Annotated in this window: 17 protein-coding genes; 3 read left to right on the top strand and 14 right to left on the bottom strand. The window is 58.7% G+C overall.

Going from position 1 to position 14,567, the window contains the following annotated elements:
* The first annotated feature begins 41 nt into the window (after positions 1–41).
* Positions 42–1,058, top strand: a complete 1,017-nt coding sequence (locus UP10_RS36260; RefSeq protein ID WP_245322119.1) for an MBL fold metallo-hydrolase — start codon at positions 42–44, stop codon at positions 1,056–1,058.
* Positions 1,059–1,240: 182 nt separating this feature from the next.
* The gene (locus UP10_RS46135) at positions 1,241–1,474 is read left to right on the top strand and encodes a hypothetical protein (protein WP_245322121.1); all 234 of its coding nucleotides are present in this window, start codon (positions 1,241–1,243) and stop codon (positions 1,472–1,474) included.
* Between the two features lie 391 nt (positions 1,475–1,865).
* Here the strand turns inward: UP10_RS46135 and UP10_RS36270 are convergent, their stop codons facing one another.
* The 8 genes from UP10_RS36270 to UP10_RS36310 form a co-directional block, all read right to left on the bottom strand.
* Complete coding sequence (locus UP10_RS36270; protein WP_044591963.1) at positions 1,866–2,834, bottom strand: quinone oxidoreductase family protein; 969 nt, start codon at positions 2,832–2,834, stop codon at positions 1,866–1,868.
* Between the two features lie 53 nt (positions 2,835–2,887).
* Positions 2,888–3,454: a TetR/AcrR family transcriptional regulator gene (locus tag UP10_RS36275; protein WP_044591964.1), complete on the bottom strand. Its 567-nt coding sequence runs from the start codon at positions 3,452–3,454 to the stop codon at positions 2,888–2,890.
* Positions 3,455–3,666: 212 nt separating this feature from the next.
* Positions 3,667–4,080: a DoxX family protein gene (locus UP10_RS36285; protein WP_245322123.1), complete on the bottom strand. Its 414-nt coding sequence runs from the start codon at positions 4,078–4,080 to the stop codon at positions 3,667–3,669.
* Between the two features lie 181 nt (positions 4,081–4,261).
* Positions 4,262–4,873: a nuclear transport factor 2 family protein gene (locus UP10_RS36290; protein WP_044591966.1), complete on the bottom strand. Its 612-nt coding sequence runs from the start codon at positions 4,871–4,873 to the stop codon at positions 4,262–4,264.
* 132 nt (positions 4,874–5,005) lie between these two features.
* A complete protein-coding gene (locus tag UP10_RS36295) occupies positions 5,006–6,001 on the bottom strand; it encodes a fumarylacetoacetate hydrolase family protein (protein WP_044591967.1) in 996 nt (331 codons plus the stop codon).
* A gap of 40 nt (positions 6,002–6,041) precedes the next feature.
* A complete protein-coding gene (locus tag UP10_RS36300) occupies positions 6,042–6,812 on the bottom strand; it encodes a cyclase family protein (protein WP_044591968.1) in 771 nt (256 codons plus the stop codon).
* Positions 6,809–8,074: an MFS transporter gene (locus tag UP10_RS36305; protein WP_082077439.1), complete on the bottom strand. Its 1,266-nt coding sequence runs from the start codon at positions 8,072–8,074 to the stop codon at positions 6,809–6,811. The genes UP10_RS36300 and UP10_RS36305 overlap by 4 nt, the downstream gene beginning before the upstream one ends.
* 42 nt (positions 8,075–8,116) lie before the next feature.
* Positions 8,117–8,872, bottom strand: coding sequence for a glutathione S-transferase family protein (locus UP10_RS36310; protein WP_044591969.1), 756 nt, complete (start codon positions 8,870–8,872; stop codon positions 8,117–8,119).
* A 127-nt stretch (positions 8,873–8,999) separates the two neighbouring features.
* On the opposite strand from UP10_RS36310, the gene UP10_RS36315 reads away from it, so the two are divergent.
* Complete coding sequence (locus tag UP10_RS36315; protein WP_044591970.1) at positions 9,000–9,905, top strand: LysR family transcriptional regulator; 906 nt, start codon at positions 9,000–9,002, stop codon at positions 9,903–9,905.
* 181 nt (positions 9,906–10,086) lie between these two features.
* Here UP10_RS36315 and UP10_RS45555 read toward each other — a convergent pair whose 3' ends face one another.
* From UP10_RS45555 to UP10_RS36345, 6 genes are all read right to left on the bottom strand, one after another.
* Complete coding sequence (locus UP10_RS45555) at positions 10,087–10,272, bottom strand: hypothetical protein (RefSeq protein WP_044591971.1); 186 nt, start codon at positions 10,270–10,272, stop codon at positions 10,087–10,089.
* 56 nt (positions 10,273–10,328) lie between these two features.
* Positions 10,329–11,267, bottom strand: a complete 939-nt coding sequence (locus UP10_RS36325) for a fumarylacetoacetate hydrolase family protein (RefSeq protein ID WP_044591972.1) — start codon at positions 11,265–11,267, stop codon at positions 10,329–10,331.
* Between the two features lie 96 nt (positions 11,268–11,363).
* Positions 11,364–12,257: a helix-turn-helix transcriptional regulator gene (locus UP10_RS42405; RefSeq protein ID WP_082077440.1), complete on the bottom strand. Its 894-nt coding sequence runs from the start codon at positions 12,255–12,257 to the stop codon at positions 11,364–11,366.
* A gap of 297 nt (positions 12,258–12,554) precedes the next feature.
* Complete coding sequence (locus tag UP10_RS36335) at positions 12,555–12,878, bottom strand: 2Fe-2S iron-sulfur cluster-binding protein (RefSeq protein WP_044591973.1); 324 nt, start codon at positions 12,876–12,878, stop codon at positions 12,555–12,557.
* 20 nt (positions 12,879–12,898) lie between these two features.
* The gene (locus tag UP10_RS36340) at positions 12,899–14,113 is read right to left on the bottom strand and encodes a cytochrome P450 (RefSeq protein WP_044592242.1); all 1,215 of its coding nucleotides are present in this window, start codon (positions 14,111–14,113) and stop codon (positions 12,899–12,901) included.
* A 157-nt stretch (positions 14,114–14,270) separates the two neighbouring features.
* On the bottom strand, positions 14,271–14,471 hold the full coding sequence (locus UP10_RS36345) for a hypothetical protein (protein WP_044591974.1): 201 nt from the start codon (positions 14,469–14,471) through the stop codon (positions 14,271–14,273).
* Positions 14,472–14,567 lie beyond the last annotated feature (96 nt).

Raw genomic sequence — 14,567 nt, forward strand, 5'->3', positions numbered from 1 at the left:
CCCGCTTGACTCCATACATGATGAGTATCATGAATATAATCATGATGGGCATCATTAATACGATGGTGCGCGACTGGTTCCGGACATCCATCCTCATCGCGTCCCTGAAAGCGAGATCCGAAATGAAGCGCCGAGAGATGATGAAGCTGGCCGCACTGGCAGTCCTGCTCCCGAGTATGCCGGGACTGGCGAAGGCAAACTCGGAGAACAAAGCTGCCTTGAGGTACAGGGTCTTCACCGCCATTCGCCCTGGCCGGGACGTGCCGCCGGGTCACCTGCTGCCGGGCAAGGAGTCGCTGAAATGGATCGCCAATTCGGCGACCCTGATCACCGGAGAGCGGGATGCGGTCCTGGTGGACACCTTCATGACGGTGGAGCAGTGCAGTGGATTGGCGGACGCCATCGTGGCAAGCGGAAAAACGCTGAAGGCGATCTATGTCACCCACGGACATCCGGACCACTTTTTCGGGCTCAAGGTCTTGCAGGATCGCTTCCCCAAAGCGCAAGCGCTGGCGACACGGGAGATCGTTGCGAAAATGAGGCTTCAGATCACGCCGGAAAAATTGGACGATCGCCGCAAGCAGTTTCCAGGCCTTCCGGACGTTATTTCCATCGCGAATCCGCTGGAAGGCAACGAGATCGAACTGGAAGGAAACAAACTAGTGGTCGTAAGGGTCGGTCATACGGACACCGACGACACGACATGCCTTCACGTCCCGTCCATCGGATTGGTCGTCGCCGGCGACGTTGTCTATAACGGCATTCACCCGTTTCTCAGCGAATCCAACAGGCAAACCCGGCTGGAATGGATTGCCGCGCTTGATAAGATCGCCGCCCTCAAACCGTCGGCAATCGTTGCCGGGCACAAGATTCCCGGCAACGATGATAGTCCGCGACATGCCGAAGAAACGCGCCAGTACATTCGCGACTTCATCCGGTTGAATGACGCGACGAAAACCGCGGCGGAGCTCTACGACAAGATGCTGGAGCTTTACCCCGATCGCGTTAATCCCGGCTCCCTCTGGAGTGCGGCCGCTACCGCCAAGGCTCAGTCGTAACCGGTGCCGGCGCGTCAGAGAGGGACGTGCCCGCTTCCTGATATCAGAAGGGACTCGCCGTCGGACGAACGACCAATTCGCTGACGACGATGCGACCTTGGGATAAGCGCGGGCCTGCTTCCGAGCGCTCAGCGCCACCGGACCGAAGCCGACGCTATGTTGCTCCTCGAGCAAATAATGCCATGGTCGGACAAAATTCTTGGGATCGGTATGGGAGGCGCGAGGTTGGCAATCGCCCGTCCAAATTCGTGAATTTCTTCCGTATCTGCCGCGATAAAGGTTTTCGTATTACAATCCATGCCGGTGAGGAAGGTCCGGCAGCCTATGTAAGCCAAGCTGTCGAGCTGCTTGGTGTCGATCGCATCGATCACGGGAACGCCTGCCTGTCCGATCAGCCTTGTCCAGGAAATCATTGAGCGGCGGCTTGCCTTGACCGTGTGCCCATTGTCCAATCTGAGCCCTCAAGGTTGTCCCGTCGCTTGAGCAGCATCCTCTTCGCAAGCCCCGAGACTCCGGCCCAGCTATGGCGGCTTCCGCCTTCGCGATGACCGCTTCAGCACGCTCTAGTGCGGCTGAAGTGGAACGGATCTCGACCCCTTGAATCAGTTTAAGAGTGCACGCCGCTCTTTGCTGCCAACGCGCCAAATCAACTTCCCCGACGAGACGATGCCCACTTGCTCGTCCAACAATAGCCTCGAGCACCGAGCTAGGCAGCGTCTATCGGCCGGCATGAACACGTCGGTGCGCGCGACCCAAAAACATCGTCAGGCGCCAGCGTTTTCATCGAAAGGGATTTCGCCTCACCCGTCATGGGACAAGCAGCAGCTTACCCGTCGTCTTGCGGCTCTCCATGTCGGCATGGGCCCTGGCTGCATCCGCCAGTGGATATTCGCCACCAATCCGGACTCTGAGCTTCCCTTCCCTGATCCAGTCAAACAGCTGCGCTGAGCGAGCGCGCAGCAGTTCCGGCGTATGAATGTGGTCGAGGAAGACCGCGTAGCCGATCTTGATACTTTTCGGCAGGCTTATGATGTTGAGCGGTCCGGGACCGCCGAGGACGGGGCCATACCAGCAGAAGACGCCTGATCGGCGCAGCACGTCGAGCGACCCCTGGAAGGTCTTCGGCCCAGACCCGTCATAGACGACATGCACGCCCTCACCGTCTGTCAGACGAAGCGCCTCCTCGGCGAAGCGGCCCTCGGCGTCGACGATCACGTGATCGGCGCCGGCCTCACTCGCCGCGGCTACCTTTTCGTCCGACGACACGCGTCCGATGACGTCCCCACCCCGCAGCTTGACGATCTGGGTCAGTAGCAGACCGAGTCCGCCCGCCGCCGCGTGGACGAAGGCAACGTCGCCGGGCTGCACCGGATAAAAGTCGGTCGCGAAGTGGCTGGCGGTGAGTCCCTGCATCATCACCGAGGCCGCCGTGCGGTCGTCGATCGCGTCGGGAACCGGGACGAGCGAGGCGGCCGGGATAGCGATCCGCTGCGCATAGCTTCCGGGTGCATAGACCCAGGCTACGCGCTGGCCAGGTGCGATGCCCTCGACGCCGCCGCCCACCGCCACGACCCGGCCGACGCCTTCGACGCCGAGGATCTTGGGGTTGGGCGTATCGCTCCAGGCCATGCCCTGCCGCACGCCGATGTCCATGAAGTTGACGCCCGCGAAGGCGATATCGACCAGCGCCTGGCCCGGACCCGCCACCGGGTCCGGGCGCTCGACATGCTCCAACATCTCACGGCCCCCACTACCGTTCATAACGACCGCTTTCATCGACTTCCTCCTTATTTGAATGATCGTTCCGTAATTGGCTAAAAAAAGGGGTGTTAGCGCAGCGCCCTGAGCGCCATGTCGGCGAGGCTGGTCAAAGCCGCGCGGTTGGCGCCGCCGCGCCCGGCGAGGCGGATGCCGGCGATGTTCGCGATCAGAAATTCGGAGGCCGCCTCAGGGTCGAGATTGGACGCCACGTCACCCTCCCGCTTGGCGTCGCGGACACGGGCGGCGATCGTATCGCGCAGGGTGTTGGCCAACGGCGCGTGGACCTCGGCAAGATCGGGGCGGGAAACGCCGAACTCACAGATTGAGCCAACGCCCAGGCAAGGCTGGCAAGCCGTCTCGACGACTCGACGCAGCATCGCATTGATCCCGTCGATGGCCCGAACGCCGCTGCGAAGCGCGTCAAAATGCGCAGAACACTCGCCCATCCCATAGCGCCGCACCGCCGAGCGGTAGAGCTGCCACTTGTCGCCGAATGTGTCGTAGAGACTCTGGCGTCCGATACCCATTGCGTTGACGAGCATCTCCGCGGAGGCGCCCTCAAACCCATGTTCGCGGAATACGTCGATCGCGCCATCGAGCGCCGTGTCCGCATCGAATTCCCTTGATCTACCCATGAGGCTGCATCTAGTCCATCTGGAACAATCATTCAAGATTATCATCGGGGCACACGCGATCGTGATGGTCCGCCGGATTGAGTGCGGCCGCCCATACGCGCGCACCAGCACGCTGTTTTGCGAGAGCTTCGGGTCCGGGACGTTGGTGTATTCCAACACCTTAAGATCACACGGGATGGAAGTGCCTCGTAGATAACGGACCGTGTCGTGCTTTATCCTGAAACGGCAGCGTTGTCTGGAAGACGCGAGGATGATGAACGCTCATCCCAGCTCCATGCGCCCGCCCCCGAAAACACAAAGAACAGGAACAGGAAGCAGAATAGAACTGCCGCATCGCCGCCATTGACCGCGGGGAAAAAGCTCTTGGGCGCAAGGAACACCCAGTAGGCCACAGCCATTTCGCCGGAGAGAATAAGGGCTACGGGGCGTGTCTTAACACCGACAAGAAGAAGAATTCCCCCCACCAGTTCCAGGCACCCGCCGATCTCGTGGAGCGAAAGAATCGGCGGCATGCCATGAATCGGAGTCGGGAAACCGAACAGCTTTTGCGTGCCATGCTCGATGAAAAGCAAGCTCGACACGATGCGTAAACCCGCCAAGGCCTTGGATGTCCAAACCGAAAGCATGCCGTTCTCCATTTGCAAGCGTTGTTGTACGAACCATATTATGCGGTGTTGAACTGTCGCGACTTGCTCCATGCCGCCGCGACAAGTACCGGCCGCACATCGCGACGAATTGCCTTGGGAAAAATCCCACGTTGACGATCAATGCGGGCTACCGGTCGGCTGTGAAATCAGGAAGATGCGGTTACTTCCAAAGCGATGAATGACCGCGAAGCCAGTCGGCGCCTTGCGCATAGAGCGCTTCGACTTCCGCTCCCTTCAAGCCCGGCATATCGCGCTTGACGCGATATCCGATCTCTTCCTGCATGTAAGCGAGGTGGCGATAGCCCTCGGGGAATTGCTTGAGCTTTGCCTGATCCAGTTTCAGCTGGGCCGAAGGGTCGACGAGGTCGAGCCTGTCTTTCTCGTAAATCGGCTGGCGGCGGACAATACCCCAACGGCTGTCGCGCTTTTCCAGGAAATCGTAGAACCGGCCGGTGCAAACGACGTCACACACCGCGTCGTGAACGGCGCCACGCTGCGAGATCGTCATCTTGGTCTGAGCAATGGCGCGCGCGCCGGTGACGTCGATCCCGATGCCGCCGAGGAAATGCAGGATACTGACGCCCTTGCTCCACCCTTCCCTGCTCACGCGGATGAACTCTGAAGCCGAGCCCTGAAACCAGGTAGCCGACATCCATCCATCGTCGTGCCACACCATCGCAAAACGATCCCAGTCGCCCGCATCGCGCCAAACGACCCAGTTCTCGATCAATTCGCGGATGGCCAAACGGTCCACAAGATCTGAGGTGATCATGACTTGTTATCCCTTGTTGCCAGTAACAGATGAAGCATCCGAACTTGGTATGGCGACGCAAACCACGCGATTCGTACATCAAAGCGAGAGAGTTTGATTTTTGCTCGCCCACGCCCGTCCGTTGGCCGCCGCTCAGCCACGAAAAGGCTCGACCAACTGATTTATAGCGCCAAACAACGAGGCGCCATCGCTGCCTATTGCTTCTATCCGAACACGATCGCCGATTTGCAAATAGTCGGTCTTCGCCTCGCCGTTCTCGACGGTCTCGATCATCCGCTTTTCGGCAATGCAGCTCGACCCAACCGAAATATCGCGGTTGGCAACCGTTCCGGAGCCGAAGATCGAGCCCGGGCCGAGGTCGCGGGTCTTGGCGGCATGCGCAATGATATCGGCGAATCCGAATTGCATCTCGACGCCGGAATTCGGTCGGCCGAATTCTGTTCCGTTCAGATTTGAGACGACCGTCGCATGAAGCTTGTTTCCGTCCCAATCCCGGCCAAGCTCGTCGGGGGTTACCGCAACGGGCGAAAATGCGCTGGATGGTTTTGACTGGTAGAACCCAAAACCCTTGCCCAGTTCTCTCGGAATGAGATTTCGCAGCGAAACGTCGTTGCACAGCATCAAGAGCTTGATGTGCGCGCCCGCGCGCGAAGCAGGTGTACCCATGCGAACGGCGCCGGTAATGACTGCGATTTCGGCTTCGAAATCCAGCCCCCACTCCTCCGACGTCAATTCGATCGGATCACAGGGTCCCAGGAAAGTATCCGAGCCTCCTTGATAAACCAGCGGCTCCTCGAACAGCACCTTTGGAATTTCGATTTGACGCCAGCGATACATTCTTTCTGTGTGGGCCATGTAAGTGCTACCGTCGCACCATTGATAGGCGCGCGGCAATGGTGAGCAGACCTCATTCGGATTGAAGGCCACGGTGCCCTTCGGCAGCAAGTCGGCCGACTCGTTGATGTCGTCGTACACTCTCTTGAGCGCTCCCGAGACGTCATCCCACCGATCGAGGGCTTGCTGCAGGGTAGAAGCAATATTTGGAACGGCTTTGGCGAACCGCAAATCGCCCGATACGACCACCAGTTGGCCGTCGAGTGAGGTAGATTTGAGCGTGGCGAGTTTCATGATTGTCCTTCAATACTGTTGCGGAGAGGCGAACGGATGATCATTCGAAAATCGCAACGGCTCGGGTCCAGCCGGCCGATGCGCGCTCCACTTTGACTGGAAAACAGCAAACCGTGAATCCGGTTGCCGGAAGGCATTCGAGATTGTGCAGCTTCTCCAGGTGGCAATAACCGATCTCGCGGCCTGCCTTATGTCCTTCCCAGAACAACGAATAGTCACCGGTTGCCGCAATGCGCTGGCGGGTAAACTTGAATGGTGCATCCCAACTCCAGCCGTCGGTACCGGCTAGCCGCACACCGCGATTGAGCAGATAGAGCGTGGCGTCGCGGCCCATCCCGCAGCCGCGATCGACATAATCGTCTTCGCCATATCGCGTTCCCGCCGATGTATTGATGAGGACGATGTCGAACGGCTGAAGTTCATAGTTGATGCGCAACAATTCTTGCTCGACATCGGCCGCGGTGCAGATGTGGCCATCGGGCTTTTCCCGAAAGTCGAGTTTGACGCCGGGCCTGAAACACCAGTCGAGAGGTATTTCGTCAATCGTCGCCGACGGTTTGCCGCCATCCATCGTGGAGTGATAATGCCAGGGCGCATCGAGATGGGTGCCGTTATGCGTGCTGATCTGGACGTTCTCGACAGCCCAAGCCTCGCCGTCAGGGAGCTCGTCGTTGCTGATGCCCATCAGGTTTTTCAAGTCATCCAACCCGTCCTTGTGACCGAGATATTGAATCTTTGGTCCCAGTCCGGGCGGATCGGATTTGATCCCCGCCCGTAGCGGCACGGAAATGTCCACAAAGCGTCGTGTCATGACCGTCCCTTCGCTTGATCGCCTCTCGTGGTCGTCCGCGGCAGGAACGAAAAAATGATGAGAGCGACCATCAAGAGCGCCGCACATACGATCAGCGGCGCCTTGTAACCGCCGGTGCGGTCGACCAGCAGTCCAATCCAGAATGGGCCGATGCCGGTAGCCAGAATGAAGGCCGCGTATTGCCGGGCGTAAGCACGGCCATACGACGCGAGCCCGAAATACCGCACCGTCATGTAGCCGATCAGATCAGCTTCGCATCCCATCGCGCAGCCAAGCGCAAGGGCGGCTACCGTCACATATTGCGGGCCGCCCAATGCCAATGTGATACAGGCAAGCCCGCAGATGGCGCACACGGTCGCGGCGATCCAGGGTGCCTCGGTAATGTCTGCCAACCAGCCGACGACGACACGGCTTACGATAACTGCAAGCCCGATTAATCCAGCTTGCTCCGCCGCGGCTTGGGGCGACATTCCGGCATCACGCAGCATCGGCACAAAATGCGGAAGCATCCCGGCAAAACCCAAAGCCATCACGACAAAAGCGGCCATTTGCAGCCAGAATAAACGGCTCTTGCGCACCTCTGCAAAAGCGGGACCCTCACTGCGAACTCCCGATCCGGAAGCCCCGTTGCGGCGCAAGCCGATCAGCGAAGGCAGCGTGCCCAGCAGCGCCAGGCCGGCCAGGAAAAAGAAGCCGAAGCGCCAGCCATGTGTCTGGATCACGCCACCCAAAACGGGGGGGATGATCGCCCCTGCGAGCCCCACCCCAAGCTGCGTGAGTCCGAGGGCGAGCCCGCGGGCTTTATCGAAAGCACCGTTGACGGCGCGCGTGTAACCAACCGGGCACGACGCGGACGCGAACAGACCGATCGCCGCCATGATCGCGACATAAATGGAAACCGACGCGGTCAGCGTGCCGAGTGCGACAAAGCCGATTGCCAGAGCGATCGAGCCCGCGATCGTCGGGAGGCGTACACCTCTTTCGTCGATGACGCGGCCGACGACCGGCATCGCACAGGCAAGGGCGAGGGTTGCCAGAAAAAACGCAAAGCCGAACTGCGTGCGGCTGAGACCGATTGCGCCTTCGAGGTCTTTCACGAACAGACCCGAATTGTAAGTCAGCAATCCGGATATCCCGAGTCCGGAGCCTAAGGCTGCGGCGGTCACGATCGTCCATGATCGACGAAACTCGCCAAGCCGCGCCGCCGTGGCGGACGGCCGGATCAGCCCTTCTGGCAATATGGATGGCTGCGCATCATTCACGGATTTATCCTCCCCAACAGATCGTTGATTTTCGTGGTCTTGTTACGGGCAGCTCTCGAGGCTTGCGTCCCGGCGGGACCGGCCCAAGTGGCGCGATCCGGGCATGTAGGCGGCATTAAAATTCGGCCTGGCTTGGATGCGCCCATACCATTGCTTCACGCGCGGCAGCTCCGCCCACATCTGCGAAAGGCCGAGATCCTCCATGCGGACGATCGTCGGCGTAATGCTGGCATCGGCGAGAGAATAATGGCCATCGACGAGCCAGGGGCCCGAAGCCAGTGCAGCATCGATCCGGCCGAGAGTTTGTCCAAGCTTGTCCAGCGCCTCCGCCATGTCCGCCTCGCCAAAACCGGTTTTGCCCATTTTGCGAAAGAAGTGCTTCCGGAGCGGGAGCGTTTCCGTAAAGTCGAAGAACTGGCGGTCGGTCATGCCGGACCACTGCGGAACGAAGAATGCATTGAAGGAAGGGACCCGAATGGCCGGCGTGGGCACCTCGTCGATATACTGTCGCCAAGCGCGCATCTGCGCCAATGTCTTGGGATTTCCCGGTCTCACCGGTATTGCGGGATAAACGTCGTCGAGATACTCGTTGATCACGGAACTATCGGTCACGGCATCGCCGCCATCGACCAGCGTGGGGACGACACCGTTCGGATTTATTTTGAGGTATTGCGGGGAAAGATGTTCACCCGCATCGAGCGAGATCAGGCGGCTCGCCCATTCAAGCTTCTTTTCCGTCAACACCAATCTGACTTTTTGGCTGCATGTGGAAACAAGTGCATGGTACAATTCCAGCACGGCCGCCTCCCTTGATCTTGAGAGATTTCAATCTCCTTCTTGATCTGGCGAGAATTCAGTAACCGGAGGAAACAAGGAAATGCCGATCGACTATCGCTCCCATGCCCAGTTTGGATAGCCGCGATCCATGGACCTCGATGTCCTGAAAAGTTTTCGCCGAATCGTCGCGCTCGGGAGTCTGTCCAAGGCTGCTTCCGAACTCGGAATATCGCAGCCCGCGCTCACCCGGCAGATCAAGCGGCTCGAGCACGCGCTGAAAACCGAGCTCCTGGTTCGTAATTCTCGCGGCGTTCAGCTCACGGAGATCGGCGAATTCCTGCTATCTCGCGCCGGGCCGCTTCTCGATCAGGCGGAGCTCATGGGCGAGGAGCTGTCGGCGCGGCTGGGTTCATTGTCCGGAGACGTCGCCATTTGCATGCCCGCATCGATGCATCGTTCGGTGACCGCTCCGCTGCTCTCCGACATCCGGCGAGACATGCCGGGCGTGCGCCTTCGCGTCATCGATGGTTTCGAGGCCGTGGTGCACCACCAGCTACGGGAGGGGAACGTGGATATTGGAGTCCTCGTTCATGATACCGAGCGGGTGATCGATGGCGTCGACCAGAGCCCGCTGGCACGCGAACCCCTGCAACTCGTGGGCAAGCGCTCCGCCTTTCCGTCGGATACTCGCTTCAAGGTCAAAGACCTTTGCGACAAGGAATTCGTCCTTCCGGGAGCCGGAAATCATGTGCGCCAGCAGATCGAGGAGTTGTTCAGGAGACAAGGCAGGGCCGTCCGGGTCGCCATCGAGGTCGACTCGATACAACTCGTCAACGATCTCATTGCCGATGGAGCGCTGTTCTCCATTGCGCCCCAATCCGCCGTTGCGATGTTTCGCGGCGAGGGCATCGCAGCGTGGCCCATAGCCGGCGCTTTTATTTCCTGGGCCTTATGCATACGACAAAGGCGTCAGCAATCGCCGCTTGTCCGCGAGATTTCAGCGCGTCTGAGGAGTTACGTGCTCCGATCCCCGCGAGTGAGAATCACCGGCTGAGATTGCGCTGACTTGCCGCAACGATACTCTCGAAACCCACCGCTGACACTGCAGCGCGTTCAATCAGAATTACAGCTTTGGCAACGAAGTCTTGTTGGTCAAACGTATTGAGGAAACAATCACACTTGCCGCAACGTCGGCGCAGTTCAGGAAACGCCTCAATAAACCGTGAACGACACGATCAAATGGAGGCAAGGCGGGAGCGCACTATGTCTTCGGCCGACAAGGCTTTGCGGAACGTGGCTTCAACCAGCGGCAGCTTCAGCTCGGTAAGTTCGTATTTCTTTCCGGCCTCGGCATAGATGCGTACGGCCTTTGCGTACGGAAACTCCTCGGGCTTGAGGTTTTTGGCGCGCGCATAGACCACGATCTCCGACGCAAAATGGTGGGCCGACCCGGAATGGAATCTGGTTCGTGCGAAAGCTAGGGATTTGTGACGACTCGGTTTCGCAATACCCCCAACCTTTCTACCTCCAGTTCAACGAGGTCACCGGGCTTAAGGAACCGACCCAACTCCAGTCCGCATCCATTACCGACCGTGCCGGATCCAAAAAACTCGCCAGGATGCAGCGTCTCTTCGCTCGACGCGTGAACCAAGATATCTTCAAATTTATGGTTCATCTCTGCAGAATTTCCTCGCGACCATTCGTCCCCGTTCACTCGAGCAATCATGCCGAGACTGTAGGGGTCTGCAATTTCATCCGCGGTGACCAGCCAAGGCCCAAGAACGTTTCCGGTATCAAAGTCTTTGCCCTTGGCCGGTCCGAGTTGACCCTGCATCTCGCGCATTTGGGCATCGCGAGCACTGAAGTCATTGAAGATGCAATAACCGAAGATATGCTTGTGGGCGTCGTCGCGGGGAATATTCTTGCCCCCGCCACCAAGAAAGATGCCGAACTCCAGCTCATAGTCGAAAATCTTGCAATATCGTGGCCATCGGACATCCTGATCTGATCCGATGACGCTGAAACGATTGCACTTATAATAAATTGGCTGCTCGTACCAAATCGCTGGGACTTCGACGTTGGCTGGATCCATTGCTTTGTCGCCGATGCCGAATAGATAGCGGTTAGCGCGCGCCTGCCGCAAATGTTTCTCAAAGCACAGAAAATCTCGCATCTGGCGCGGTTCGGGAACGGGTGCCAACAAACGCACCGAGGAATAAGATAGGCAAACTTTTGGTCTCTCGACCAGATCTCGAGCTTCCGCGGAAGCATCAGCGCCCGCATCGATCAAGGAAAGCATGTCACGAAAGTACGGAGCGGAGGGCTCCGACGCCGTAAAATCCGAAATCGTTCCGCTATCGGCCAGCAGCGCGCCGATATGACGACTGCCATTGTGTTCAAAAGTTAAGAGCTTCATATGACCGCTTTGTCCAACCGAGTGTGCCCCGAACTGATGATATCTCCTACCGGGAACTATCCCTGCTGGGCCGCGTGCACCGATCGACTGTTTCCTTCAGGCCAATGCCAAAACAGCCGCGATCGCCGCAGCCCTTGGCGGCTTGCTTCGAATCCTCGAATTAAGTTCCGCATTGGTCAGCAGATCGACGTCATTGGCACCCGTGCGGCCGCGCAAGGCACTCCAAAGGGCGAGATACCACATCAACAGTTCGCGTTGGCTTCCTATGCCGAGGCGCTGATAGGAGCGCTTGCGGTACGTCATCACGGTTTCCTTGCCTATGCCGAGATCGAGCGCGATGCCGCAGGACGAATAACCATACAAGATACGCGCGCAGACCTCGCCCTCCCGACGCGACAAGTCTGTGGCACTACTGATGCATTCCTGAATTTCGTCGAGCGAGGTTAGGGCGGGCGTCAGATTTGGCTTTCTCACCTGTAACTCGATGTGCTGTGCGACCAGCGAGACGAGAAGGTCGGCAATCTCCCGCAGGTGATCCATTTTGCCGTCCGGAATTCTGCCCCGGTGTGCGAGGCGCAGGATGCGCAGGCAATAAAACGCTTTCGGCTTCTGCGCGCAGATCATGATGCGCTGCCGTTTGTGCAAGCCGTCCAACCGCCCCTCGTTCGCGTCAGCGATGTTGCACACATCAAGCCGCGCGGATGGCAGCCTGGTCTGGCTTTGCTGACGTTTGACTTCATAAGGCGTGAGATCCGACTTCGACATCGCCGCCGAGCCGCTGCGGTATGCAGATCCGACCTCCGTCAGTTCATGGTCCCTAAGCTGGAAGATCGCGCAGTGGTCGGCACCTACAGTGCAATCCAGGAAATCGAGCAGGCGGTCAGCGAAGCCCTCGCGACCGATTTCCTCGATCACGGCGGAAAAGCAGGAAATTCCAAAAACGCGGCTTTGACGCCGTTCCGTCTCGCTAAGCGACAATGCTGCCGTCATCGCGGTCCCTCCGTTTTGCTTATTCCGGTTCGAAATATTACTTTCAAAATGAAACTATCGCAATATGAAACTAATGTTGCGCCGCAATATCAGCGAAAAGGCCGCATCCATCGAATCCCGAACACGGCCATATGTTGTCGAGATTTTTGGGCGGTCGACACGGCTCTGATGTGCGGTTGGCAGAATCGCAACTTCACCAACGAAAGCGAGTGCGCGGCTGCCGCCGCACTGTCGCGATCGCAGGGATTGTTTCACATCTCGGGAGAATCGAGATCTTTATCGGGATACCGACGGGATTTACACTTGATGATCTGCGATCCGGACGGTTAGCCCTTCGAGCTCATCTTGCATGACCAGCTGGCAGCTCAGGCGACTATTTGGCTGCCGGCCCATCGCCGTGAAGTCCAGCATCTGATCTTCGTTGTGCGTCATCGGCGACGTTTTCGCCAGGAATTCCTCATCGACCAGCACGTGGCAGGTCGCGCAAGTAAGGCCACCGCCACAATCGCCTACGATCCCCGCTATGCCATTTGCGATTGCAGCGCGCATCAGGCTGGTTCCAACCGGAATGTCCAGCTCCAGGTGGGTCTGATCAGGATTGATGAAGACAACCTTCGGCATGTCGGGAGCTCTTTGATCGTTCAGGCGGGTACAAGGCGAAGCGGGAGGCTTTGCAGCGTGCGCAGCGTGTTGACCAGGCGGTATTTTGGTTCTCCGATGCGCTCGATGCGCGCGACACGGCGCGCAACCGCTCCGAGAATGCACTCCGCTTCAAGCCGGGCGATCATCTGGCCAATGCAGATGTGATGCCCGACACCCAGCGCCAGATGGATTCCCGCGCTCCCGCGATCGACGTCGAAGCGATCGGGATCGGCAAACCTCTGCTGGTCGCGATTGGCCGCCCCGAGAAAAGCGCCGACTTTCGCATCGCCAGCCATCCTGAAGCCATCGAATTCCGTGTCATCCACGGTGGTGCGAAACATCACCTGTGACGGCGATTGAAGCCGTATCGCCTCGTCGAATGCCCCGCGCACTTTCGAGGGGTCGGCTTTGATCTTGGCCCACTCTTCCGGATTCTGCGCCAGAAGATTGAGCGTATGGCCGATACCGGCGATCGTCGTATCGACGCCCGCTCGCAAGAAGGAGCGAACATGCGGCCCGCCGGTTCCGGCGTCGAATTCGCCACGATCCTCAGCCTCGTAGATTTTTTCGGCAAAGCCACCCGGGATCGCACTTTCGCGCTGGAAGGCATTTTGGAACGCCGGGAGGATCGGCTCCACTTTCTGCAACGATTTTCGCAGCAGCTCGTTGTTCGGGCCGATCTGATTGAAATTCAACTCGCCGATCTCGAGAAAATTGTCACGCGGCATGTCGACGCCCAGAACGTCCGGGAAAACCTTGAGCACAAAAGCTTCCACCAGATCGTGAACGGCCTCGATCTCTCCTTTTTCGACGACCCGTTCGGCCACTTTTTCAGCTTCGGCGGCGAACACCTCACGCCAGCGGCGGATCACGATCGGCGACAATATTTTGGTCAGCGTGCCGCGAACCCTGGTGTGCCGCGGTGGGTCGAGCTCGGTGATAGGGCTTGGCGTCCGCCACGCGCCGGGCTTGCGAATATCGGAAAGGCCGATGCCTCCCTCCGATGTGAAGCGCGCGAAATCGGTCATCACGGTTCGAACCGATTCATATCGACCAACCGCATACATATTGTACTTTTCGATTAATACGACCGGACCGGTCTCGCGCAACGCCCGATGGAATTCGTAAGGATTCTCGATATTGTTGTCCGAGAACGGGTCAATATCAAGGATCGGAGCTTCGGGCAGACTCGTCGTTGTAGTTGCATGGGTCATGAGCATGTCCTTCTTGGCGGGCCGGCAGCCGCTACGCCTTCGCGCAACGGAAGCTCTTTCGGGGTTCGCAACGTTTTGACGATCCTGTAAGGCGGCGCACCAGCGAGAGTCGGTCCGCCGCTGGCAATTGGATTGGCATTCATCATCACTCCCCCACCTACTTAACGTTCAGAACTTCCGCAGCCTCCGCATGCCGTCCGACCGCGTAGACACCGTGGGCCTTGATTCGCACGACCGGACCAGTGTCGCGCAGCTCTTCATGAAACGGATACGGGTTCCCAAGAACTCCGATCGCATTGGGATCGATATCGAGAACAGGCGCCTCGATCAACCTGCGCTGTTCCGCAACTCTCGTCATCCGAAACTCCCGATCCCGGCTGCGCCTCCAGCGGCGCGCCCGATCGAACTGTCATCGCCACTCCCAACCGAGCGCCCGCCGGACAGCATAATAAGA

Origin of the sequence: Bradyrhizobium sp. LTSPM299 (assembly GCF_000938235.1) — a bacterium.
Classification (GTDB): domain Bacteria; phylum Pseudomonadota; class Alphaproteobacteria; order Rhizobiales; family Xanthobacteraceae; genus Bradyrhizobium.